Raw genomic sequence first — 21301 nt, 5'->3', positions numbered from 1 at the left:
CCTCTCCCACCCCCCCACGGAGGTACGCCCGATGCTCCGCAACAGCAGGTCCCGACGTTTCACCAGCGCCCTCGCCGTCCTCGGCGCCCTCACCGCGGGCACCGTCGTCCAGACGGCGACCGCCCACGGCGCCCACGCGGCCACCCCCCACCGCGTCCTGTTCGACAACGCGCACGCCGAGACGGCGGGCAACGCCGACTGGATCATCGGCACCAGCCAGCCCGACCCGCTGGGCCAGAACGCGGCACCCAAGTCAGACAAGGACTGGACCGGCGCCCTCTCGTCCTGGGGCGTGGCGCTGCAGAAGACCGGCGGATACTCGCTCAAGACACTGCCCGCGGGGGGCCGGATCACGTACGGGACGTCCGCCACGACGGACCTCGCGAACTTCGACACCTTCGTGCTGCCGGAACCCAACGTCCTGCTCACCGCCGCGGAGAAGACCGCCGTGATGACGTTCGTGCAGCACGGCGGCGGCCTCTTCCTGATCTCGGACCACACCGGCGCCGACCGCAACAACGACGGCGCCGACGCCGTGAAGATCATCAACGATCTGATGACGAACAACACGGTGGACAGCACCGACCCGTTCGGCTTCTCCGTCGACAAGCTGAGCATCAGCTCCGACCACCCGGCGGCGATCAACGACAGCGCCAACCCGGTGCTGAACGGAACCTTCGGCAAGGTGACCAAGAGCCTGATCGCCAGCGGCACCACCTTCACCCTCAAGCCGGCCGACAACCCCGCCGTCAGGGGCCTGCTCTGGCGCACCGGTTACAGCTCCACCGGCACCACCGGCGCGTTCTTCGCCACCAGCACCTTCGGTAGCGGCCGGGTCGCGGTCTGGGGCGACAGCTCCCCGATCGACGACGGCACCGGCCAGTCCGGCAACACCCTCTACGACGGCTGGAACGACTCCACCGCCACCAACGCGGCCCTCGCCCTGAACGCCACCGCGTGGCTCTCCCGGGCGAGCTGAACCGGCCCCTGCCGGGCGGGCCGAACCGGCCCGTCCGCAGGCGCCGTCAGCGCTACAGCCAGCCGCTCCGGCGGGCCGAGCGGACCGCCTCCATGCGGTTGCGGGTGCCGGTCTTGCCGATCGCCGCGGAGAGGTAGTTGCGGACGGTGGACTCCGACAGGTGGAGTTTGCCCGCGATGTCGGAGACGGTGGCCCCGTCGGCGGCCGCGTTGAGCACGTCCCGCTCCCGTGCGGTGAGGGGGCTGGGCCCGGCGCTCAGGGCGGCCGCCGCGAGGGCCGGGTCGACGACGCGTTCGCCGGCCAGGACGCGGCGGATGGCGCCCGCCAGGTCCTCGACCGGTCCGTCCTTGACGAGGAAGCCGGCGGCGCCCGCCTCCATCGCCCGGCGCAGATAGCCCGGCCGTCCGAACGTCGTGAGTATCAGCACCCGGCAGGAGGGCAGCTGCTCGCGCAGGTCCGCGGCGGCGTCCAGCCCGCTGCGGCCGGGGAGTTCGATGTCGAGCAGCGCGATGTCCGGCCGGGCGGCGAGCGCCGCCCCGACGATCAGGTCGCCGGCCGCAACCTGGGCGACGACCTCGATGTCGTCCTCCAGGTCCAGGAGGAGCGCCAGCGCGCCCCGCATCATGCCCTGGTCCTCAGCCAGCAGTACCCGGATCGGGTCGGTCATGCGGCGTATTCCTCCTCGACGGGCAGTTCCGCGGTCACCTGGAAGCCGCGGCGCTGCGCCGGGCCCGAGTCCAGGGAGCCGCCGGCCGCGGCGAGCCGTTCCGACAGGCCCTTGAGGCCGGTGCCGATGCGGTGCGCCGTGGTGGCGGCCGCCGCCGAGTTTACGCCGGAGCCGTTGTCGGTGATCGTCAGGCGGGCCTTCCCGCCGGCGGAGCGCAGTTCGATCTCGCACGAGGAAGCGCCGCTGTGCCGTACGACGTTGGTGACGCCCTCGCGGACCACCCAGCCCAGCAGCGCCTCGGCCTGTGGGGGCAGCGGCGGCCCGGACTCCCGGACGACGACCTCGATGTCGGAGGCGGACAGCGCGGAGCGCGCCCGGTCCAGTTCGGTGGCCAGGCTGCCCTCGCGGTAGCCGGTGACGGCCTCGCGGATCTCGGTGAGGGCCTGCCGGCCGACCGCCTCGATGTCGGCGACCTGGGTGAGCGCGGCGTCCATGTCGCGCGGCGCCAGCCGGCGGGCGGCCTCGGACTTGACCACGATGACGGAGAGCGTGTGGCCGAGCAGGTCGTGCAGATCGCGGGAGAAGCGCATCCGCTCCTCCGCCACCGCGCTGCGCGCCAGTTCCTGACGGGTGGCCTTGAGCATGTGGACGGCGTCGAAGAGGGTGAGGATCACGGAGACGACCAGGCCGGACAGGAAGGTGCCGTAGGAGAGGGTCGCGGTGTTCCAGAAGCTCTCGTGGTGCACCATCCCGCTGATCACGCCGCTGGAGACGCTGAGCCCGATCAGGACCATGCCCAGCCGGCGGCCGCGGGCGCTGACGCCGCACGCCAGCGACAGCAGCGGGAAGAGCAGCAGCCAGTTGCCGCCGTAGGCGAGGGTGAGGGCCAAGGTGACGGCGGCCTGGGCGATCAGCAGCCGGACCGGCACCGGACCGCCCTTGTAGCGGTCGCTGAAACCGGAGCGGACGGCGCAGACGTACAGGACGCAGAAGACGGCGAGACCGGTGCCGGCCAGCCAGGGGTGCGCCACCTGGTCCTTGGCCACGTCGACGGCGGGTCCGCTGGCCATCAGCAGCCAGGGGATGAGCGACCCGCCGTCCGGGCCCTTCATCCGGTCGATCTCCTCGCCGAAGTCCCGGGGCCCGCCCTCGCCGCAGCCGCCCCGCCGACCCCAGGCCCGCAACCCCCACATGTCGACCATGCCCGTTCCGCTCCCCGTCGTCCCGCCCGTGCCACGATCAGCCCACATCATGCGGTACGCGCCCCCCGGCGGTAAGAGAGGACGGCGTATCCGCCGAAGAGCAGCAGCCATCCGCCGAGCACCGCCACCGTGCCGGCTCCCGGGGCGTGTCCGGCGACGACGCTCCACCCGAGGTCGCCGAAGCGGGCCGTGGGCGTCCAGCGCGAGATCGCGGCCAGCCATCCGGGGAAGAGCGAGGTCGGGAACCACAGGCCGCCGATCACCGCGAGGGCGATCATGCAGGCCGTGTTGGCCAGTCCGGTGGTCTGCGCCGTCAGGCCGTAGCCGTTGCCCAGGCCGAGCAGGGTGAAGGGGATGGTGCCGAGCCACAGCAGCGCGGCCGCCGCGACCCATTGCCAGGCCGCCAGGCTCACCCCGTTGATCAGCGCGCCGGCCAGCAGCACCGCGCCGATCGCCGGGAGCACGGTCACCGAGCCGGTGAGGGCACGGCCCACCACGACCTGCAGCGGGCTCATCGGGGTGACCCGCAACTGCCGCAGCCAGCCCAGACCCTTGTCCTCCGCGACGCCGGTCCCGGTGCCGATCGCCGCACCGAGCGCGCCGTACGCGGCCATGCCGATCATCGAGTAGGCGGCGTAGTCGTCCTTGTCGTCGCCGCTGACGCCCAGGTTGGTGAAGAGCAGGTACATCACCAGCGGCATGCCGACGCCGAACATCACGAACCCGGGATCGCGCAGCGCGCGACGCACCTCGAACTTGACGTACTCCACGATGACGGGCATCAGATCGTCTCCTTGGTACGGGCCGAGTCGCGCGTGTCGGTGCGGGATTCGGGTGCGTGCGTGGGGGCCGAGTCGGGTGTGCCGGTGGGGGAGTCGTGCGTGTCGGTGAGGGCGAGGAACGCGTCCTCCAGGCTGGCCGCCGTCACTTCGAGCCCGCGGACGGCGCCGCGCTCGGCGAGGGCCATCACGGTGGCGTCGGAGTCGCTGGTCCGCAGCCGCGCCCGGTCGCCGCGGATCTCGACGGCGGTCACGCCGGGGAGCAGCCGCAGGCCGGCGGAGCCGGCGCCGGCCAGGTCGATGCTGACCAGGTTGCCGCCGGCCGCGGACTTGATCCGCTCACCGCTGCCGTCGGCGGCGATCCGGCCCCGGTCGACGACCACGATCCGGTCGGCGTTCTCGTCCGCCTCCTGCAGGTAGTGGGTGGAGAACAGCACGGTGTTGCCGCGCCGGGCGTACCCGCGCATCGAGTCCCAGAAGGCGCGCCGCGCCTCGACGTCGAGTGCGGCGGTCGGCTCGTCGAGCACCAGCAGCTCCGGGTTCCCGGCCAGCGCCACCGCGAAGCGCACCCGCTGGGCCTGGCCGCCGGAGATCCGGTCGACCCGGCGGCGGGCGAGAGCGGTGAGGCCGGCCAGCTCCAGGGCCTCGTCCACGGGCATCGGCGCGGGGTACGCCCTGGCCACGAACGTGACGAGTTCGCGCACGGTGACGCGCGGCACCGGCCGGCCGTCCTGCAGCATCGCGCCGACCCGGCCCTGGCGCACGGCCCGCTCCGGCGGCCCCCCGAAGAGCCGCACCTCGCCCGCGTCCGGCGTGTCCAGCCCCAGCAGCAGGCCGATCGCGGTGGACTTCCCGGCCCCGTTGCGGCCCAACAGCGCCACGGCCTCGCCCCGCTGGATCTCCAGGTCCATCCCGTCCACGGCGCGGACGTTCCCGAAGGCCTTGACCGCCCCCGAGAACCGCACCGCGGGTTCGGTTCGCATCGTCGTCGTCATGCCGTCGACGGTACGGAGAACGGCCCTGACCTCGGCAGAGGTGAATGTACGGGGTCGGCCGGGACAAATGTCACGGGTGGCGCGATCTGATGGTGCGTCAGCTATTCACAGGCTCGGGGCGATGCGTTATACATGAGCATTGCTAGAACACGTTCTAAACACGTTCCGGCAGCCCTGATCGACCCCGGCGCGGCCGACGGTGCGGACAGCCGCGCCGGGGTCCTCCACGACACGCGGCCCCGCCGTCGGTTCCGTGAGGTATCCGCACGTTCCAGTCCCACGGCGAAGGAGCAAGCCGGACCATGCCCATCGACGTCGCGAAGGCCACCGCGGCCGAACCCCGCACCACCGACCTCGCCTGGGACCACAAGGACGTCCTGCTCTACCACCTGGGCGTGGGCGCCGGCCGGCCGGCCACGGATCCCGACGAGCTGCGCTACACGCTGGAGAGCAGGCTGCAGGTGCTGCCCAGCTTCGTCACCGTCGCGGGCGGCAGCCTGGCCGCCGCGGGCGGGCTGAGCGCGCCCGGGATCGACGTGAACCTCGCCGCCGTGCTGCACGGCGGTCAGCGCATCGAGCTGCACCGACCGATCCCGGCCACCGGGAAGGCCGTGCAGACCAGCCGGATCGCCGCCGTCCACGACAAGGGCAAGGCGGCCGTCATCGTGCTGCGCTCGGAAGTCGCCGACGACGAGGGGCCGCTGTGGGCGGCCGACACGCAGATCTTCGTCCGCGGCGAGGGCGGCTTCGGCGGCGACCGCGGTCCCTCCGTCCGCACCGAGGCCCCGGAGCGCGACCCGGACCGCACGGTCGAGGTCGCCACCCGTGAGGACCAGGCGCTGCTCTACCGGCTGTCCGGCGACTGGAACCCACTGCACGCGGACCCCGAGTTCGCCAAGGTCGCCGGTTTCGACAAGCCGATCCTGCACGGTCTGTGCTCGTACGGCATCGTCCTCAAGGCCGTCGTCGACACGATGCTCGACGGCGATGTCGCGCGGGTCCGCGCCTACTCCACCCGCTTCGCCGGGATCTGCTTCCCCGGCGAGACGCTGCGCGTGCGGATGTGGCGGGCGGACGGCCGCATCCAGGTGTCGGCGACCTCGGTCGACCGGGACGACGCGCCGGTCCTCGCGGACACCGTCGTGGAACACGCGTAACCCTCCCCGCCGGCAGCGGGAACAGCGCCATCCGTACGACCCCGCCCGACCCCGCCCGACCCCGCACCATTCCGCACCTCGCGAAGGGAGCCGCACCCGTGCGCGCAGCAATCCAGCAGGAGATAGGCCAGGACAAACTCGAGGTCTTCGATGACGTCGAGGCGGTGGGATTCGGGCCCGGCAAGGTGCGGATCCGCATCCGGGCGACCGGACTGTGTCACTCCGACCTGTCGGCGATGAGCGGCGTCCTGCCGCAGCCCGCGCCGTTCGTGCCCGGTCACGAGGGCGCCGGCGAGATCGTCGAGGTCGGTGAGGGCGTCACCCACGTCAAGGCGGGTGACCGCGTGCTGGTCTGCTGGCTGCCGGCCTGCGGCGCCTGCGCGTCCTGCAAGCGCGGCCAGACCCAGCTCTGCATCGCCGGATTCCTCAACGCCGGCACCCCCAACTACAAGCGCCCCGGCGGTGACGTCTTCGGCTTCGCCGGCACCGGCACCTTCGCCGAGGAGGTCGTCGTCGACTCGCTGTGCGCCGTCCCGATCCCGGACGACGTGCCGTACGAGATCGCCGCGCTGATCGGCTGCGGAGTCACCACCGGCATCGGCGCCGCCATCAACACCGCGAAGGTGGAGGCCGGTTCGTCGGTCGCCGTCATCGGGTGCGGCGGGGTCGGCATCAGCGTCATCCAGGGCGCGCGGGCGCTGGGCGCCGCAGAGATCGTCGCCATCGACCCGGTCGAGAGCCGGCGCGAGGCGGCCCTGCGGTTCGGCGCGACCGAGGGCGTCGCCCCCGACGGCCTGGCCGACGCCAAGAACCGCGTCACCGCGGGCGAGGGCTTCGACTACGTCTTCGAGGTCGTCGGCAAGTCCGCCACCGCCCGCACCGCGTACGAGACCACCCGCCGCGGCGGCACCCTGTGCATCGTCGGCGCCGGTGCCATGGACGACAACCTGCAGATCAACATGTTCGAGCTGTTCTTCGACGAGAAGCGCATCCTGCCCTCGCTCTACGGCGGCGGCGACGTGCTGCGCTCCTACGAGCGCGTCATCAAGCTCTGGCGTGCCGGCCGCATCGACCTGGAGAACCTGATCACCCACCGGGTGCGGCTCGACGAGATCAACGACGCGATCGACCAGATGCGGACCGGCGAGGCGCTGCGCACCTGCATCACCATCTGAGCCGTCGAGCCGTCGAGCCGTCGAACCGTCGAACCGTTGGAACGGTCGGAACCGTTGGAACCCGCACCTGCAGCTGAGAGGACCAGGATGTCTGTGCACGGGCAGCAACTGTCGGGTCTTGCCGCGATCGTCACCGGGGCCGGGCGCGGCCTCGGACGGGCCGAGGCCCTGGAGTTGGGACGGCTCGGCGCGAGCGTCGTCGTCAACGACTTCGGCCAGCCGGGCCGGGACGGCTCGGGCGCGGCGTCCGCCACCCCGGCGGAGGAGGTCGCGGCGGAGATCGTCGCGGCGGGCGGGCAGGCGGTCGCGCACCACGGCGACGTGGCCGACTTCGAGCAGGCCCGCGGGCTGGTCCGGCTCGCCGTCGACACCTACGGAAAGCTCGACATCCTGGTCAACAACGCGGGCATCCTCCGCGACCGGATGATCTTCTCGATGTCGGAGGCGGAGTGGGACGCGGTGATCCACGTCCATCTCAAGGGCCACTTCAACACGACCCACTTCGCTGCCGTCCACTGGCGGGAACGCTCCAAGGCGGCGGCCGGGCCGGTCTACGGCCGCATCGTCAACACCTCCTCCGAGGCGTTCCTCGCCGGCTCGGCCGGGCAGCCCAACTACGCCGCCGCCAAGGGCGGCATCGTCGGGCTCACCACCTCCACGGCGCTCGCACTCGGCAAGTACGGCGTCACGGCCAACGCGATCTGCCCGCGCGCCCGCACCCGGATGACGGAGGACGTCTTCGCGGGCTATCTGGACGTGGAGGAGGGTCTCGACCCGCTCGCCCCCGAGCATGTCTCCCCGCTCGTCGGCTACCTCGCCTCACCCGCGGCCGCGCGCGCCAACGGCCAGCTCTTCGTCGTGCATGGCGGCATGGTCGCGGTCATCGACCGCCCCCGCGTGGCCGCCAGGTTCGACACGGCCAAGGACGTCTTCGGCTTCGACGAACTCGACGGCCTGCTGACCCCGTACTACGCGGACCGCGACCCGAACCAGACGTTCGCGGCCACGGAAGTCCTGGCCCTGAAACACGAGTAGCCCTCCCGGCGAGTCACCAAGGCCGCGAAGCGCGGCCCAGGCCCCGCGGCCCCCACCCCCGAGCGCCGGGCGGGCCCGGGGCCGCCGGCCGACCGCCAGGTCAGTCCTGGTTGCTCGAGGGGCGCCGGTGGCGTCCGTGCGCGTCGCCGGCGCTGTCGTGTGGCGACGCGGTACCGCGGTGGCGACCCCCGGCGTTGTCGTGACCCTCGCCGGAGTCGGATGTGTTGTCGGACATGGAGCGTCTCCCCCGTGAATGGCCTGCCGGTGTGCGCTTGAAGCGGCCGAATATCCCCAATTCGGCCTGCGGGTAAGCCCGTTGGTCACCCTCGGTGCCCGAGGGGTCCGGATGCGTAGCCCCCGGCGAGTGTAGTCGGCGGACGCGTCCGGAGATCATCGGGGTCACCGTGCCCGCGCGGTGTCGAGCGGGGCCTGCTGGAGGGGGAGCACGGACATCGTCCGCGGCTCGTCACCGCCCGCCCGCTCGTCCGGCGCGGCGCCCCCGACCGCCGCCCGTGCGACGCCCGTGACGGCCGGTGCGGGAGCCGCGGCCGGTGCCTCGTACTCGGTCAGCCCGAACGGCCAGCGCGCGCACGCGTACGGCAGCCGCAGCGAGCCGCGCGCCGACCACAGCCCGGTGCCCGCCAGCCAGCCCTCGGGCGCGGTGAGCCAGGTCACCGTCCGTTCGCCCGGCCGCCAGACCACGGGGGCGGCCCCGTCGGGACCCTCGGCGCGCAGCGCCACCGCCGACGCCTCCGGCATCAGTATCTGGCCGGACTGCGCGGCGAACGGCGTGAGGACCGTGTCGTCCCTGCGCAGCGCCTCCGGGAAGCGCACCGGCCGCCGGCTGTCCAGCACGCCCCAGCCGAGCCGGTCGGTGCCGGGCGCGTTGCTGCGGAGCAGGAGCAGACCGCTGTCGGGCTCGGCGAGCAGCACCCGGTCGTCGCTGTCCTCGGCGATCTGCAGCAGCGGGGTCACCTCGCCCTCCCGCAGGTCGACGGAGACCGCCTTGGTGCGGCCGCCGTCCGGACCGACGCGGTTGAGGGCGAGCAGCCGGCCGGCGCGGTCCAGCCAGACCCCGCCGGTGCAGCGGCCGGGCACGGTGGCGAGCAGCTGCGGCCCGCCGTTGTGGTTGCCGCCGCCGCTGCCGCAGACGAGCCACACCTGGGTGGCGGCTTCCGTGTGGGCGAGGGCGAAGGCCGCTCCGGCGACCGGCGGCAGCAGCCGCACCTCCTCGCCCTCCAGGGACCACAGGGAGCCGAGCGGCAGCTCGCCGGTGCCGGGCCCGGTCGGGTAGAGCAGCGCGAGGTCGAAGCGGTCGGCGACGCGGCGGCGGATGAGCACCCGCCCGTCGGGCAGCGGCAGCACTTCGGTGCCGGGTTCCTCCGGCTGGTTGCCGGGCAGCGGGACGGTGTACGGCTCGGGGCCGGCCAGCGTCCAGCGCTCGGGGTACCAGCCGCCCTCACCCGACTCGGTGAGGCAGGCCGCGTACGAGCCGTCGGACGCGATCGTGAACCCTGCCCGCAGCACCGTGGCCTTTTCGATGGCACAAGCCGTCATGTGTTGGTCCACCTCCGGAGTACGACGCTAGTTTTCGCGCTTCCGGACGATCACGGCGAGTCGGTGCAGTTCACACGTAAGGGTGGCGCTTCCTCCGTTTACCCGAGGAGCGGGCGTTAGGTGTGATCCATGACCGGAACCAGAGCTTCCGGACTGGGCGGGGGACACCGGGCGGAGCGCGTCAAGTAGTCCGGTAACCGTCGTCCGGCCGCCCGCGAATACGGTCGGCGCGGGGGAGGGCGGTAACCTTCCTCCCGTGCCCTCACTGTCCGACGTCATCGCCGCGCTCGAAACCCTCTGGCCCCCTCATCAGGCAGAGGACTGGGACGCCGTCGGCCTGGTCTGCGGCGATCCGGAGGCGGAGGTCACGCGGGTGCTGTTCGCCGTCGACCCCGTCCAGGAGGTCGCCGACGAGGCGGTGCGGATCGGTGCCGACCTGCTGGTCACCCACCATCCGCTGTACCTGCGCGGTACGTCGACGGTCGCCGCCACCGGCTTCAAGGGCCGGGTGGTGCACACGCTGATCAAGAACGATGTCGCCCTGCACGTCGCGCACACCAACGCCGACCGCGCCGACCCGGGAGTCTCCGACGCCCTCGCCGGCGCCGTCGGGCTGCGCATCACCGGCCCCCTCGTGCCGGACGGGACCGATCCGTCGGGCCGCCGCGGCCTCGGCCGCATCGGCGAGCTGGACGCCCCGCTCACGCTGGCCGCGTTCGCCGCCCGGGCCGCCCGCGGCCTGCCGCGCACGGCGACCGGGCTACGTGTCGCGGGGGACCCCGAGCAGCTGGTCCGGACCGTCGCCGTCTGCGGCGGCTCGGGCGACGGGCTCTTCGACGACGTCCGCGCGGCGGGCGTCGACGCCTACCTCACCGCGGACCTCCGCCACCACCCGGCCTCCGAGGCCCAGCAGTGGGGACTCGCCTCCGACGGTAGGCCCGCACTGGTGGATGCCGCACACTGGGCAACCGAGTGGCCGTGGTGCGAGCAGGCCGCGGGCCAGCTCGACGAGATCTCCGACCGGCACGGCTGGGCCCTGCGGACGTATGTGTCGCACCAGGTCACCGACCCGTGGACGGCCCACGAGCCCGCACCGGAGGCCGTGTCCGGCACGTCCTCCTCCCTTTCTTCCCGCAAGTCGCCCGAAGCCACCCTTCCAACGAGCGCCTCGCGCCCGCAGTCTCACCCAGGAGCCCCCCGCTGAACGCCGCCCCCGCCGACCAGATCCGCCTCCTCGAAGTCCAGGCGCTCGACTCGCGTATCCAGCAGCTGGACCACAAGCGGCACCACCTTCCCGAGCACGCCGAGCTCGACCGCCTGAACGCCGACCTCACGCAGCTTCGCGACCTGCTCGTCGCCGCGCAGACCGAGGAGAGCGACACCGCCCGCGAGCAGACCAAGTCCGAACAGGACGTGGACCAGGTGCGCCAGCGCGCCGCCCGCGACCAGCAGCGGCTCGACTCTGGTGCGGCGGCCTCCCCGCGCGACCTGGAGAACCTGCAGCGCGAGATCATCTCGCTCGCCAAGCGGCAGAGCGACCTCGAGGACGTCGTCCTGGAGGTCATGGAGCGTCGCGAGGCCATGCAGGAGCGGGTCCAGGAGCTCACCCGTCGGGTGGAGTCCGTGCAGGCCAAGGCCGCCGAGGCCGAGGCCCGCAGGTCCGCCGCGCTGGCCGAGATCGACGCCGAGGCCTCCAAGTCCGTCAAGGAGCGCGAGATCGTCGCCGGATCCGTTCCGGCCGACCTCCTGAAGCTCTACGACAAGCTGCGCTCGCAGCAGGGCGGCGTCGGCGCCGCCCGGCTCTACCAGAAGCGCTGCGAAGGCTGCCGGCTGGAGCTCAACATCACCGAACTGGGCGAGGTGCGGGGCGCTCCGGCCGACGCCGTCGTCCGCTGCGAGAACTGCATGCGCATCCTGGTCCGCACCTCGGACTCCGGCCTCTGATGGCTCGTGGTCTCGTCGTCGAGGCCGACGGCGGGTCCCGGGGCAACCCGGGCCCGGCGGGCTACGGCGCCGTGGTCCTCGACCCGGCCGGCGGCGAGACCCTCGCCGAGGTCGCCGAGTACATCGGGCACGCCACGAACAACGTCGCCGAGTACCGGGGTCTGATCGCGGGACTGCGGGCCGCCAAGGCCCTCGATCCCGAGGCGGTGGTCAGGGTCCGGATGGACTCCAAGCTCGTCGTCGAGCAGATGTCGGGGCGCTGGAAGATCAAGCACCCGGACATGCGGCCGCTCGCGGCCGAGGCCAAGGCCGTGCTGCCGGTCGGCCAGGTGACGTACGAGTGGATCCCGCGCGAGAAGAACAAGCACGCGGACCGGCTCGCGAACGAGGCGATGGACGCGGGCAAGCGGGGGCGGCAGTGGGAGCCGCAGGCTCCCGTCGTGCGCAGCGAACTGGGGCTGGGCGGTGGCATCGACGTCGCGGTTCCCGCCGAGGGTTCGGCGGCCGACGCGGTGCGGGACACCCTTCCCGAGGCGGCACCGACGGCGGGCTGGTCGGCGCCCGCCGACCTCGGGACGCCCACCACGTTCGTCCTGCTCCGGCACGGCGAGACCGCCCTGACGCCCGAGAAGCGGTTCTCGGGCAGCGGCGGTGGTGATCCCGACCTGTCGGAGAAGGGCCGTTGGCAGGCGCAGCAGGCCGCGACCGCGTTCGCGGCGTCGGGCAGGGGTACGGGCGCCGTGCAGGCGATCGTCAGCTCCCCGCTGGCCCGCTGCCGGCAGACCGCCGAAGCCGTCGCGACCCGCCTCGGCCTTGACGTGCGCATTGACGAGGGCCTGCGCGAGACCGACTTCGGCAGCTTCGAGGGGCTCACCTTCGCCGAGGTGCGGGAGCGTTTCCCAGCCGAACTGGACGCCTGGCTGGCCTCGGCCGACACCGCCCCGCCCGGCGGCGAGAGCTTCGCGGCGGTCGCCCGCCGGGTGGCGCTGTCCCGCGACAAGCTCCTGGCGCGCTACGCGGGGAAGACGGTGCTGCTCGTCACGCACGTGACGCCCGTCAAGACGCTGGTCCGGCTGGCGCTGGGTGCGCCGCCCGAGTCGATGTTCCGTATGGAGTTGGCGGCCGCGTCCGTCTCGACGGTTGCGTACTACGCGGACGGCAACGCGTCGCTGAGGCTGCTGAACGACACCTCGCACGTCCGGTAGAGCGGCGCCGTTCTCCGGTTCAGCCGCGCAGGACGGCGGCTTCGCGCGCGAGGGCCTCGACGCGGTCCCAGTCCTTGGCGCGGAGCGCGTCGGCGGGCAGCATCCAGGTGCCGCCGACGCAGCCGACGTTGGGCAGCGCCAGGTAGCGCGGCGCGGCGGCCGCGTCGATGCCTCCCGTGGGGCAGAACCGCGCGCGCGGCAGCGGTGCGGCGAGCGACGTCAGATACGCGGTGCCGCCGGCGGCCTCGGCCGGGAAGAACTTCATCTCCGTTATGCCGCGTTCCAGCAGCGCGACCACCTCCGACGTGGTCGAGACCCCGGGCAGGAAGGGCAGCCCCGAGGCGCGCATCGCCTCCAGCAGCCGGTCGGTCCACCCCGGGCTGACCAGGAAGCGGGCGCCCGCGGCGACGGCGGCGCCGACGTGCTCGGGCGTCAGCACGGTCCCCGCGCCCACCACCGCGTCCGGGACCTCGCGGGCGATGGCGGCGATGGCGTCCAGCGCGGCGTCCGTCCGCAGGGTGACCTCGATCGCCGGCAGCCCGCCCGCGACGAGGGCGCGGGCCAGCGGTACGGCGTCGGCGGCGTCCTCCAGGACGACGACGGGGACGACGGGGGCGAGGTCGAGCACGGAAGTCATGCCCGTCATCCTGCCCGCGCCCCAGCATCCTGCGCAACGAGCGTTGCGCGGGATGCAACGCGGCCCCTGATCCGTGGCTTCAGTGGATCTCGGTCACCAGCACGTCGAGCTTCCCCGGCGCCTGCACCTCGACCACGAAGCCCAGCTCCCGCAGCGTCTGCGTGAGCTTGGCCGGCGTCTTGGGCTTCGCGCCCGACTCCAACAGCGCGCGCACCAGCCGCCCCTTGGTGGCCTTGTTGAAGTGGCTCACCACGGACCGTTTCTCGACGCCGTCGACCACCGTCACCTGCAGCACCCGCACCGTGGCCGTCCGCGCCGCGAACTCGCCGCGCGGCTTGGGCTTCCACGCGCTCGCGTACGCCGACGAGCGCAGGTCCAGCACCAGGCCCCCGCCCGCCGCCTCCGGGACGACCTCGGCCATCGGCTCCCGCCAGTACGCGCCGAGCGCGCCCAGCGCGGGCAGCTTCACCCCCATCGAGCAGCGGTACGACGGGATCCGGTCCGTGATGCGCACCGCGCCCCACAGGCCGGAGAAGACCAGCAGGGAGTCCTTCGCGCGCCGCCGGGCGGCGGTGCTCAGCGTCGCGAGCCCCAGGGCGTCGTAGAGCACGCCGGTGTACAGCTCACCGGCCGGCAGCGTCGGAGCGGTGAGCAGGCCCGCGTCCTTGGCGACCTCGCCGCGCAGCCCCGGGCTCAGCCCCAGGACCTCCGCGGCCTTCTCCTCGTCGCCCGAGCACAGCTCCACCAGTTCGCCCAGCACCGTCGACCGCGTCCCCGTCAGCCCGGGGAGCGAGAGCGACGCCAGGTCGACGGCCGGACCGGCGCCCACGGCGGCCTTGCCCTCGGACGGCGGAAGCAGGACGAGCACGGCAGTTCTCCCTCGGATGGATCCAACACGAACCGCATGCAGCCTACGGCCGTCATACGCTCACCCCATGCCCCGCCGCCACCTGCACGCCCCGGCCACCGACGGAACCCTGCTGCGTGACGCGCTGCGTCAGCTGCGCGTCCGGCTCGCCGTCCCGGAGGACTTCCCGCCCGCCGTGCTGGCCGAGGCCCGGCAGGCCGCCGAGAACCCGCGGATGCCGGAGCTCGACGCCACCGACATACCGCTCTTCACCATCGACCCGCCCGCCTCCACCGACCTCGACCAGGCCATGCACCTCGCCGCCCGCGCCGACGGCTACCGGGTGCACTACGCCATCGCGGACGTCGCGGCGTTCGTCACGCCGGGCGGCGCCCTCGACGCCGAGGCGCACCGCCGGGTCACCACCCTGTACTTCCCCGACGAGCGCGTCCCCCTCCACCCGCAGGTCCTCAGCGAGAACGCCGCCAGCCTGCTCCCCGGCCAGGACCGTCCCGCCCTGCTGTGGCGGATCGACCTGGACTCCACCGGCTCGGTCACCGCCGCCGACGTCCGCCGCGCCCGCGTCCGCAGCCGCGCCAAGCTCGACTACGCGACGGTCCAGCGCTCCCTCGACGCCGGCACCGCGGAGGAGCCCGTCGCCCTCCTGCAGAGGATCGGCCTGCTCCGTGAGGGGCTCGAACGGGAGCGCGGCGGCATCTCCCTCAACGTCCCCGAGCAGGAGATCGAGCAGCGCCCCGACGGCGACGGCTACGTACTCGAGTACCGCGCCCCGCTGGCCGCCGAGGGCTGGAACGCCCAGATCTCCCTGCTCACCGGCATGGCCGCCGCCGACCTCATGATCCGCTCCGGCGCCGGCATCCTCCGCACGCTCCCCGCCGCCCCCGCGGCCGCGTCCGACCGGCTCCGCCGTGTCGCGGCGGCCCTCCGCATCGACTGGCCGGCCGGCGTCCCGTACCCGGAGCTGATCCGCTCCCTCGACCCCCACCGCCCCGACCACGCCGCCTTCCTCCAGGAGTGCACCTCGCTGCTGCGCGGCGCCGGCTACACCGTCTTCGACGGCGCCGCCCCCGAGCACGCGGAACACGCCGCCGTCGCCGCCCCCTACGCCCACTGCACGGCCCCGCTGCGCCGCCTGGTCGATCGCTACGCCGGCGAGCTCTGCCTCTCCGCCGTCGCGGGGGAGCAGCCCCCGGACTGGGTCCGCACCGCGCTCCCGGACCTCCCCCGGGAGATGTCGGCGGGCACCGCGCACGCCAACCAGGCAGAGCGCGCATGCGTCAACCTGATCGAGGCCGCCCTGCTCAAGGGCCGTGTCGGTGAGGTCTTCGACGCCTTCGTCATCGACCTGGACGACCACGACCCGACGAGCGGCACCATCCACCTGGACGACCCCGCCGTCGTGGCCCGCGTGGAGTCCCCACCCGCGGCGCCGGCCCCTCCCCTTGGGCAGCCGTGTCCACGTTCGCCTCACCCAAGCCGACATGGCCACGACGACGGTCCTCTTCGCCCCGGCCGACCACCCCTGAGCCGTCGACTAGGATGGGCGGCACGGCGGACGAGCCGGCCGGGCGGTCGCGGCGGGATCCTTGAGATCCTTCCGAGGAACGTCCGGGCTCCACAGGGCAAGGTGGTGGGTAACGCCCACCCGGGGTGACCCGCGTGCCAGTGCCACAGAAAACAGACCGCCGGGAGCCGCAAGGCACCCGGTAAGGGTGAAACGGTGGTGTAAGAGACCACCAGCGTCCAGGGTGACCTGGACGGCTAGGTAAACCACACCTGGAGCAAGGTCAAGAATGGGCCGCCGCAAGGCGGCTCTGCGCGGATGACTGAGGGCTGCCCGCCCGAGTCCGCGGGTAGACCGCACGAGGCCGGCGGCAACGTCGGTCCCAGATGGATGACCGCCTCCCCCTGGCCCGCAAGGACCAAGGGAGACAGAACCCGGCGTACAGGCCGACTCGTCCGCCGCCTGTAAAACCGCGGGTCAGAGCGTGTTTCTTCGGTTCGGGGTTGGGCGCAAGGATCTGGCGACGGCGGTGAGGCAGTTTGCTAAGGGCTTACGCGCAACCAGAGCGTGCGCGGGGATGATGATGACCGCGCGATCGATGAGCCCTTCTGCGTTGCCGCTCGAGGGTGAGGACGGCTGCGGCGATTGGCGACATTCGATTCGGGTTACAGCGGGCTCTTCGGAACACCCGCCGGAACTTCAGTCGGGCCATGCCCCGCTCCACTGGCGTCCGCGCGGCGGAGAGCGCACGGTTGACGGTGCGGTGGGTCGGCGACAAGTCGCCGCCTGGAGGGCGCCTGACCGGGGTCGTCACCCATGGGCCGGCGCCCAGGTAGCCGCGGTCGGCTAGGCCGTGTCGGACACATCCCGCCTGGCCCGGGACGCCTGGCACGCGCGCTCTCCCCCAGCTACCGCTGGGAGGGGCCCCCAGTTGTCGGGCCCGCCCCGGTACGTCCAGTACAGGGGCGACCCTCCGCCGTGCGATCGCACGCACCAGACGCCCCGGGCCCGCCCTCCGGGCGGACGCCGGTATGTGTCAGACACGGCCTAGTAGCGGGATGCCCTGGCGTTCGTAGACTCGGATGATCCGGTGGGTGCGGCTGCCGTCAGATGGTGGGCACGGCCGGGCAGCGCGGGCGAAATCCACAGCAGCCGACCGACCGGGTCGGTCACCACCTGCACATTCACCCCAGGGCGGCGGTGCTTGTGGGAGCAGTCGGCCCGGCTGTCGCCGACGCTGGTGCACTTCGAGAGGGTGCCATCGATCAGGACGTAGTCGGCTTCGCGTAGGGCGCGTAGCAGGTCGGGCGCGCGGTCGGCGAGCAGGTTGATGACGGCTGTGGCGTAGGCGTGGGCGGTGCCGACTGAGATGCCGAAGCCTGCGGTGAGCTGCGTGAGGGTGTCGTGCCGGCGCAGCTGCACCAAGGTGTTGCTGGGCCCGCAGCATGCGTTGCGGGCCCAGCGGACGATGCGACTGGTGGGTCAGGAGGTGCTGTACAGGTTGCCCGCTTGCTCGGTGGTGAAGGCGTAGGGGTAGATGCGGGCGTCGCTGATGGTGGCGTTGGCGGGGTTGTAGAGGGTGGCGCTGCTGGTGAGTTGGATGGCGCCGACGCTGAGGTGGCCGGGTGCGTGCCAGGGGGTGGGGTTGGTGGCTGCCCCGGCGTAGTGGCCGTTGACGTAGAGCGTTGAGCTGTGGGTGGTGGAGTCGTAGACGCCGGTGAGGTGGGTCCAGGTGCCGGTGGTGGCGGCGCCTGCGGGGGCGTCGGCGGCGGGTGCGGTGTTGGCCATGGTGTCGCCGGTGGGGGTCATGAAGGTCCAGGTTTTGGTATCGGGGCGGTAGCCGAGGTCGAAGGCTTGGCGGGTGGTGCCGCCCTGGGCGACGAAGTACTGGTGGCCGGTGAGAGTGTTGAGTTTGACCCAGACCGAGACGGTGTAGCTTCCCGCTGTCTCGACGGCGGCGACCTTGGAGACCAGGGCTGAGGTGCCGGTGAAGGCGGCTGCGCCGGGGGTGGTGCCGGCGTGGTTGGCGGCCCAGGTGACGGTGCCGACGGGTGCGGCGTTGTTGCCGCCGGAGGCGTCGTTGGGGGTGCCGTTCAGGAGCCATTGGTTGCTGCGGCCGGTGAAGTACGCGATGGCGGTCTTGGCGGTGCCGTCCGGAGTGACGCCGTCCCAGGTGACGATCTTTCCGTTGCCGGATGAGGCCCACAGGTCTGGGATGTTGTCGCCGTTGAGATCGCCGTCCGAGCCGACTAGCGGGAACGCGGCGGTGGTGATGCCACCGCCGATCGCGGTGGCGGGGGAAGCAGCGACGCCCGTGACCGTGGTGTACGCGGTGCCATTGTCGTCGGTCGCGGCGGCGGTGGTCAGGGCGTACTGGAGGATGTCGCCTGCGGTGTGGCCGCCTGCGGTGGTGCGGACCCGGGCCCACAAGGCGGGTTTGCCAGTTGCGAGGGCGTCGCCAGGGATCATGAGGTCGTAATTGTCCCATCCGCCCTTGGCCACCAGCGTCGGAGCACCGAAGGGGGAACGTTTGCCATTGGCGTCGTAGGCACCTGCGCTGGTCTTGGGGTAGAACCAGAGACTTCCGGCTTCGACGGCGAGGACACCGGTGGCGTCGGTGGTCTTCAGATCGGGAGTGAGGGTGGTGCCTGCCGCACCGATCGGGGTGATCTGGTTGGTGTAGGCCCAAGTGGCGCCAGGCGCCCAGGTGGAGCCGACAGTCAGACCGGGACATTCAGTCGCGGTACCAACGCAGTCCGGACGAGGCAGTTGCGCCTTGGCGGTACCGAACGCCCCATAATTCTGCGTGTCATTGGAGTAGTAGAACAGCTGCCCGCTGCCGGTCTTGGTGGGGTCGGAGTCCGCCTTGGTGGGGTCGGCGTCCTGGTGGACGAAGAGGTCGTCGACCGGAGTGCCGGCGGTCTGAGTGCCGCGGTGGGTGATGCGGAAGTTCTTCCAGCTGGTGCCGTCGGGTGCCTGGGCGGCGGTGGCGGCTTGGATGGCAGGGGTGGAGTTGAAGTTCAGGGCCTGGCTGTAGTTGAGCAGAGCGCCGGTGGTGGGGTCGGCGGCGAGGACGTCGGGGTGGCCGTCATTGGTGACGTCGCCGTAGGCCAACGGGGTGGGCGACCAGGGCATGTAGAAGGGGTACGCCGTGATCAGGGAGGTGTTTCCGGCGTTGTCCTCGGCTTGGAGGTAGGCGATGTTGGTGCCCCAGTGCGTGGGGTGCACCGGGACGGAAATCTTCGGGAGGGCGCTGCCGCACTGCCAGGCGGCGTCGGAGAGCGTGGGGTCCAGGCTCCAGCGCATGCAGGCCAGTGCGGAGTTGACGCCTTCGGCCGGGGTGGGGTCGGTGGCGGTGAAGGGGATCTGTCCCGAGTCGCCGACGTGCAGGGTGGTGGTCTGCCCGTTGCCGGAGGGCGGGAACTGGTGGGCGAGGTCGGTCACCGGGTTGAACGTGATGGTGGGTGGTTGCAGGTCGGCACGGAAGCGGCAGCCGCCTGCGGTGGTGGAGGGTAGGAGGCCATCGCTGGCGGAGACGTTCCAGCCGTAAGCGTGGCCGTCTTTGAGGGCGGTGGTGGGGACGGTGTAGGTGACGGTCTGCCCGGATGCGCTGTCGCCGCTGCTGCCTTGAGCGGTGAGGGGGTCGCCGGCGACGGAGTCGTCCCAAAGGCTGAAGTAGCCGTGCATGGCAAGGCCGACGGGGCTGGTGACGGTCGCGGTCAGTTTCAGGCCTTGGGCGCCGGGGTTGCCGATGAAGGCGTGGGTGGTGGGTTCGGCGGCGAGCTGGCAGTTCTCCTGCGAGGCCGGGGCGAGGTATTGCGGGACCGGACTGCTCTTCAGGTTGGAGGGCGGGTTGGGGGCTTTGTCGTACTGGATGTACAGGGTGGGGTTGTGGGTCAGGTGTTTGAAGCCGTTCGCGTTGGATTCGTCGCCATGGAGGCCGAAGGCGAGGGCGCCGTTGTTGACGTATTTCTGCACGTGGGCAGTGATCACGTAGCCGAAAGGCACGTCGCCGGAGCAGCCGGAGTTGCCGGTTCCGCCGACTTGGTCGGTCAGGCCGAAGGGGGTGTCACCGCTGTTGTGGTTCGCCCAGGTGTATTCAGCGATGGGGCCGGTGGCGTAGAGCGACACCGGGTAGGTGTCGGTGCAGGACCACGAGGCGCTTGAGGTCTGGGTGAAGGTCAGCGTGGCGTAGTGGATCGTGGAGTTGGCGATGGCACCGAGGTTGTTGAACTGGTAGTAGGGGCGCTCGGTGTCGTGAGGACTGCAGCTGCCGCCGCCTGAGTACGTGCCGCAAAGGCCCAGGGCGGGAGAGCTTCCCGTGTTGTGAGTTCCGGAGTGGGCGGATTGGATCCAGGTCCAGTCGGGGTTGGTGCCGCCGAATGTGAACCATTCCGGGTCGATGTAGACCGGGAAGTGAGTACCGGGTCCACCCAGCACGCCGGGTACCGGGGTGATCGTGACAGTGTCGCCATCGGCGGTGGTGGGCATCGTGGCGGTCTGCGCGCCCGGTCCGGGGCCGTCCGCGGTACTTGCCTCAGCCGGGGTGTCGCTGTCGGTGCTCTGCGGGGCGGCGGCCGTGGTGGTCTTTGCGCCGGCGGGGGTACTCGTGAGGGTGCTGGAGTCCCACATCTGCGGTGCGGAGGCGGTGAACTCCTTGGCGCCGCTGGCGGTGTCCCTGGCGGTGAGGTTTCCTGCGCTGTCGGCGGTGACGCTGATCCCGGTGCCGGTGGTGGCCAGGTCCAGGGTCTTGAGTGCGGGATTGGCCGCGGCGGTGGCGGTCTTGACGATGACGATGTGCTTGACGCTGCCCCGTGCGGTGACGGTCACCTTCAGGTCCACGTCCGGCAGGATGTCGGCATACAGCGCGCTGTCGCCCGAGACGGTGGGGGCGGGCAGGGTGAACGGCACGCTGAGTGAGAGCGTTTTGCCGGCGCTATTGGTCAGGGTGGCCAACGGGCCGCTGCCGCCATGCGACAGGCGTATGGGGGTTATGGCGGCTTTGGGGGACAGGGTGCCGTCGGCGTTGGTGTGCAGAGTGGCGTCCACCGGCGCCCAAGCGCCGGCGACCTTGGCCCGTGCGGGTTGCACGCTGGTGCTGGTGGAGTAGGTGCCGTCCGGGTTGACGGATGTCTGCTCGAACTCGCTGGTCAGCGCGTCGATGACGACCGGGTGGCCGGTCGCTGCGGCCTTCGCCTGCGCGGCGGCCGCGGCCACCGTGTCGGGCGGGACGATTGCGGCGTGCTGGGCCTCGGCCGGGTCGGTGGGGGTGTCGGCGTGGGCAGCGGGGGCGAGGGAGAGCAGGCCGGCCGAGAGAGCGAGCGCGAGTACAGCGGCCCCAGTGCGGCGGCGGGGTCTGCCGCGGCGCCAGGGGATGGGAGGGCCAGGAGGGACAGAAGGCATGAAGATCCCCGTTCCGGGTCGTACCGGTGGCGCAATGACCGTGCGCACGATGGGCCACGCTCGTCACACCGGTCAAGGCCGTCCCCAACTGGAGCCGAACACTCCTCCAGCGATGTCCCGGTCTGATGCCCCTGTGACATGGGTCACTGGGTAAACGGTGGGTCAAGTACCCGTCACTTGCGTCACAGAAGGTC

Annotated in this window: 16 protein-coding genes, 1 other RNA gene and 3 pseudogenes; 9 read left to right on the top strand and 11 right to left on the bottom strand. The window is 72.0% G+C overall.

All coding sequences use genetic code 11. The features are described 5' to 3' along the window. The first annotated feature begins 31 nt into the window (after window positions 1–31). Window positions 32–979 (top strand): hydrolase, encoded by a 948-nt coding sequence (locus tag M2266_RS10505; protein ID WP_277437939.1) that lies wholly within the window; start codon window positions 32–34, stop codon window positions 977–979. 52 nt (window positions 980–1031) lie between these two features. On the opposite strand, the gene M2266_RS10500 is transcribed toward M2266_RS10505, so the two are convergent. From M2266_RS10500 to M2266_RS10485, 4 genes are all read right to left on the bottom strand, one after another. After that, window positions 1032–1646 (bottom strand): response regulator transcription factor, encoded by a 615-nt coding sequence (locus tag M2266_RS10500; RefSeq protein ID WP_277437938.1) that lies wholly within the window; start codon window positions 1644–1646, stop codon window positions 1032–1034. After that, window positions 1643–2758, bottom strand: a complete 1116-nt coding sequence (locus M2266_RS10495; protein WP_277441148.1) for a sensor histidine kinase — start codon at window positions 2756–2758, stop codon at window positions 1643–1645. The genes M2266_RS10500 and M2266_RS10495 overlap by 4 nt, the downstream gene beginning before the upstream one ends. A gap of 137 nt (window positions 2759–2895) precedes the next feature. After that, entirely contained in the window at window positions 2896–3621 is a 726-nt protein-coding gene (locus M2266_RS10490) for an ABC transporter permease (RefSeq protein WP_277441147.1), read from the bottom strand. A gap of 8 nt (window positions 3622–3629) precedes the next feature. Beyond that, a complete protein-coding gene (locus tag M2266_RS10485; protein ID WP_277441146.1) occupies window positions 3630–4610 on the bottom strand; it encodes an ABC transporter ATP-binding protein in 981 nt (326 codons plus the stop codon). Between the two features lie 314 nt (window positions 4611–4924). Here M2266_RS10485 and M2266_RS10480 point away from each other — a divergent pair, with 314 nt between their 5' ends. From M2266_RS10480 to M2266_RS10470, 3 genes are all read left to right on the top strand, one after another. Next, window positions 4925–5779, top strand: coding sequence for a MaoC/PaaZ C-terminal domain-containing protein (locus M2266_RS10480; protein ID WP_277437937.1), 855 nt, complete (start codon window positions 4925–4927; stop codon window positions 5777–5779). Between the two features lie 98 nt (window positions 5780–5877). Then, window positions 5878–6954, top strand: coding sequence for a Zn-dependent alcohol dehydrogenase (locus M2266_RS10475; RefSeq protein ID WP_277437936.1), 1077 nt, complete (start codon window positions 5878–5880; stop codon window positions 6952–6954). An 87-nt stretch (window positions 6955–7041) separates the two neighbouring features. After that, window positions 7042–7989, top strand: a complete 948-nt coding sequence (locus M2266_RS10470; protein ID WP_277437935.1) for a 3-oxoacyl-ACP reductase — start codon at window positions 7042–7044, stop codon at window positions 7987–7989. Window positions 7990–8089: 100 nt separating this feature from the next. Here M2266_RS10470 and M2266_RS10465 read toward each other — a convergent pair whose 3' ends face one another. Both M2266_RS10465 and M2266_RS10460 read right to left on the bottom strand, forming a co-directional pair. Then, window positions 8090–8224, bottom strand: a complete 135-nt coding sequence (locus tag M2266_RS10465) for a hypothetical protein (RefSeq protein ID WP_277437934.1) — start codon at window positions 8222–8224, stop codon at window positions 8090–8092. Between the two features lie 164 nt (window positions 8225–8388). Then, on the bottom strand, window positions 8389–9546 hold the full coding sequence (locus M2266_RS10460; protein ID WP_277437933.1) for a hypothetical protein: 1158 nt from the start codon (window positions 9544–9546) through the stop codon (window positions 8389–8391). Window positions 9547–9802: 256 nt separating this feature from the next. On the opposite strand from M2266_RS10460, the gene M2266_RS10455 reads away from it, so the two are divergent. From M2266_RS10455 to M2266_RS10445, 3 genes are read left to right on the top strand one after another with little or no spacing between them, the layout of a single operon-like run. Beyond that, on the top strand, window positions 9803–10750 hold the full coding sequence (locus M2266_RS10455; RefSeq protein WP_277437932.1) for a Nif3-like dinuclear metal center hexameric protein: 948 nt from the start codon (window positions 9803–9805) through the stop codon (window positions 10748–10750). Continuing rightward, window positions 10747–11490, top strand: a complete 744-nt coding sequence (locus M2266_RS10450; protein ID WP_277441145.1) for a C4-type zinc ribbon domain-containing protein — start codon at window positions 10747–10749, stop codon at window positions 11488–11490. Before M2266_RS10455 ends, M2266_RS10450 begins: the two co-directional genes overlap by 4 nt. Further along, a complete protein-coding gene (locus M2266_RS10445; protein WP_277437931.1) occupies window positions 11490–12695 on the top strand; it encodes a bifunctional RNase H/acid phosphatase in 1206 nt (401 codons plus the stop codon). The genes M2266_RS10450 and M2266_RS10445 overlap by 1 nt, the downstream gene beginning before the upstream one ends. A 19-nt stretch (window positions 12696–12714) precedes the next feature. Here M2266_RS10445 and eda read toward each other — a convergent pair whose 3' ends face one another. Then, a complete protein-coding gene (gene eda, locus M2266_RS10440; RefSeq protein WP_277437930.1) occupies window positions 12715–13341 on the bottom strand; it encodes a bifunctional 4-hydroxy-2-oxoglutarate aldolase/2-dehydro-3-deoxy-phosphogluconate aldolase in 627 nt (208 codons plus the stop codon). Window positions 13342–13411: 70 nt separating this feature from the next. Continuing rightward, window positions 13412–14200 (bottom strand): peroxide stress protein YaaA, encoded by a 789-nt coding sequence (yaaA, locus tag M2266_RS10435; RefSeq protein WP_277437929.1) that lies wholly within the window; start codon window positions 14198–14200, stop codon window positions 13412–13414. A 67-nt stretch (window positions 14201–14267) separates the two neighbouring features. Between yaaA and M2266_RS10430 the strand changes: the two are divergent. Together M2266_RS10430 and rnpB are read left to right on the top strand one after the other, a co-directional pair. Continuing rightward, a pseudogene (locus tag M2266_RS10430) lies at window positions 14268–15726 on the top strand (RNB domain-containing ribonuclease). 30 nt (window positions 15727–15756) lie between these two features. Continuing rightward, window positions 15757–16162: RNase P RNA component class A (gene rnpB, locus M2266_RS10425), an RNA gene on the top strand. 152 nt (window positions 16163–16314) lie between these two features. Here rnpB and M2266_RS10420 read toward each other — a convergent pair. From M2266_RS10420 to M2266_RS10410, 3 genes and pseudogenes are all read right to left on the bottom strand, one after another. Beyond that, window positions 16315–16554, bottom strand: a pseudogene (locus M2266_RS10420) (transposase family protein); the annotation flags it as partial. Window positions 16555–16752: 198 nt separating this feature from the next. After that, a pseudogene (locus tag M2266_RS10415) lies at window positions 16753–17129 on the bottom strand (transposase family protein); the annotation flags it as partial. 57 nt (window positions 17130–17186) lie between these two features. After that, window positions 17187–21107, bottom strand: a complete 3921-nt coding sequence (locus tag M2266_RS10410; RefSeq protein WP_277437928.1) for a LamG domain-containing protein — start codon at window positions 21105–21107, stop codon at window positions 17187–17189. Window positions 21108–21301: the final 194 nt, after the last annotated feature.

Origin of the sequence: Streptomyces sp. SPB162 (genome assembly GCF_029504575.1) — a bacterium.
In the GTDB taxonomy this organism is placed as follows: Bacteria; Actinomycetota; Actinomycetes; order Streptomycetales; family Streptomycetaceae; genus Actinacidiphila.
This window is presented reverse-complemented; position numbering and strand designations above follow the sequence as displayed.

Excerpts from the sequence above, each read along its gene's own strand:
- M2266_RS10505 (WP_277437939.1), top strand. The coding sequence starts at position 32 with ATGCTCCGCAACAGCAGGTCCCGACGTTTCACCAGCGCCCTCGCCGTC.
- M2266_RS10500 (WP_277437938.1), bottom strand. The coding sequence starts at position 1,646 with ATGACCGACCCGATCCGGGTACTGCTGGCTGAGGACCAGGGCATGATG.
- M2266_RS10495 (WP_277441148.1), bottom strand. The coding sequence starts at position 2,758 with ATGAAGGGCCCGGACGGCGGGTCGCTCATCCCCTGGCTGCTGATGGCC.
- M2266_RS10485 (WP_277441146.1), bottom strand. The coding sequence starts at position 4,610 with ATGCGAACCGAACCCGCGGTGCGGTTCTCGGGGGCGGTCAAGGCCTTC.
- M2266_RS10480 (WP_277437937.1), top strand. The coding sequence starts at position 4,925 with ATGCCCATCGACGTCGCGAAGGCCACCGCGGCCGAACCCCGCACCACC.
- M2266_RS10470 (WP_277437935.1), top strand. The coding sequence starts at position 7,042 with ATGTCTGTGCACGGGCAGCAACTGTCGGGTCTTGCCGCGATCGTCACC.
- M2266_RS10465 (WP_277437934.1), bottom strand. The coding sequence starts at position 8,224 with ATGTCCGACAACACATCCGACTCCGGCGAGGGTCACGACAACGCCGGG.
- M2266_RS10460 (WP_277437933.1), bottom strand. The coding sequence starts at position 9,546 with ATGACGGCTTGTGCCATCGAAAAGGCCACGGTGCTGCGGGCAGGGTTC.
- M2266_RS10445 (WP_277437931.1), top strand. The coding sequence starts at position 11,490 with ATGGCTCGTGGTCTCGTCGTCGAGGCCGACGGCGGGTCCCGGGGCAAC.
- eda (WP_277437930.1), bottom strand. The coding sequence starts at position 13,341 with ATGACGGGCATGACTTCCGTGCTCGACCTCGCCCCCGTCGTCCCCGTC.
- M2266_RS10410 (WP_277437928.1), bottom strand. The coding sequence starts at position 21,107 with ATGCCTTCTGTCCCTCCTGGCCCTCCCATCCCCTGGCGCCGCGGCAGA.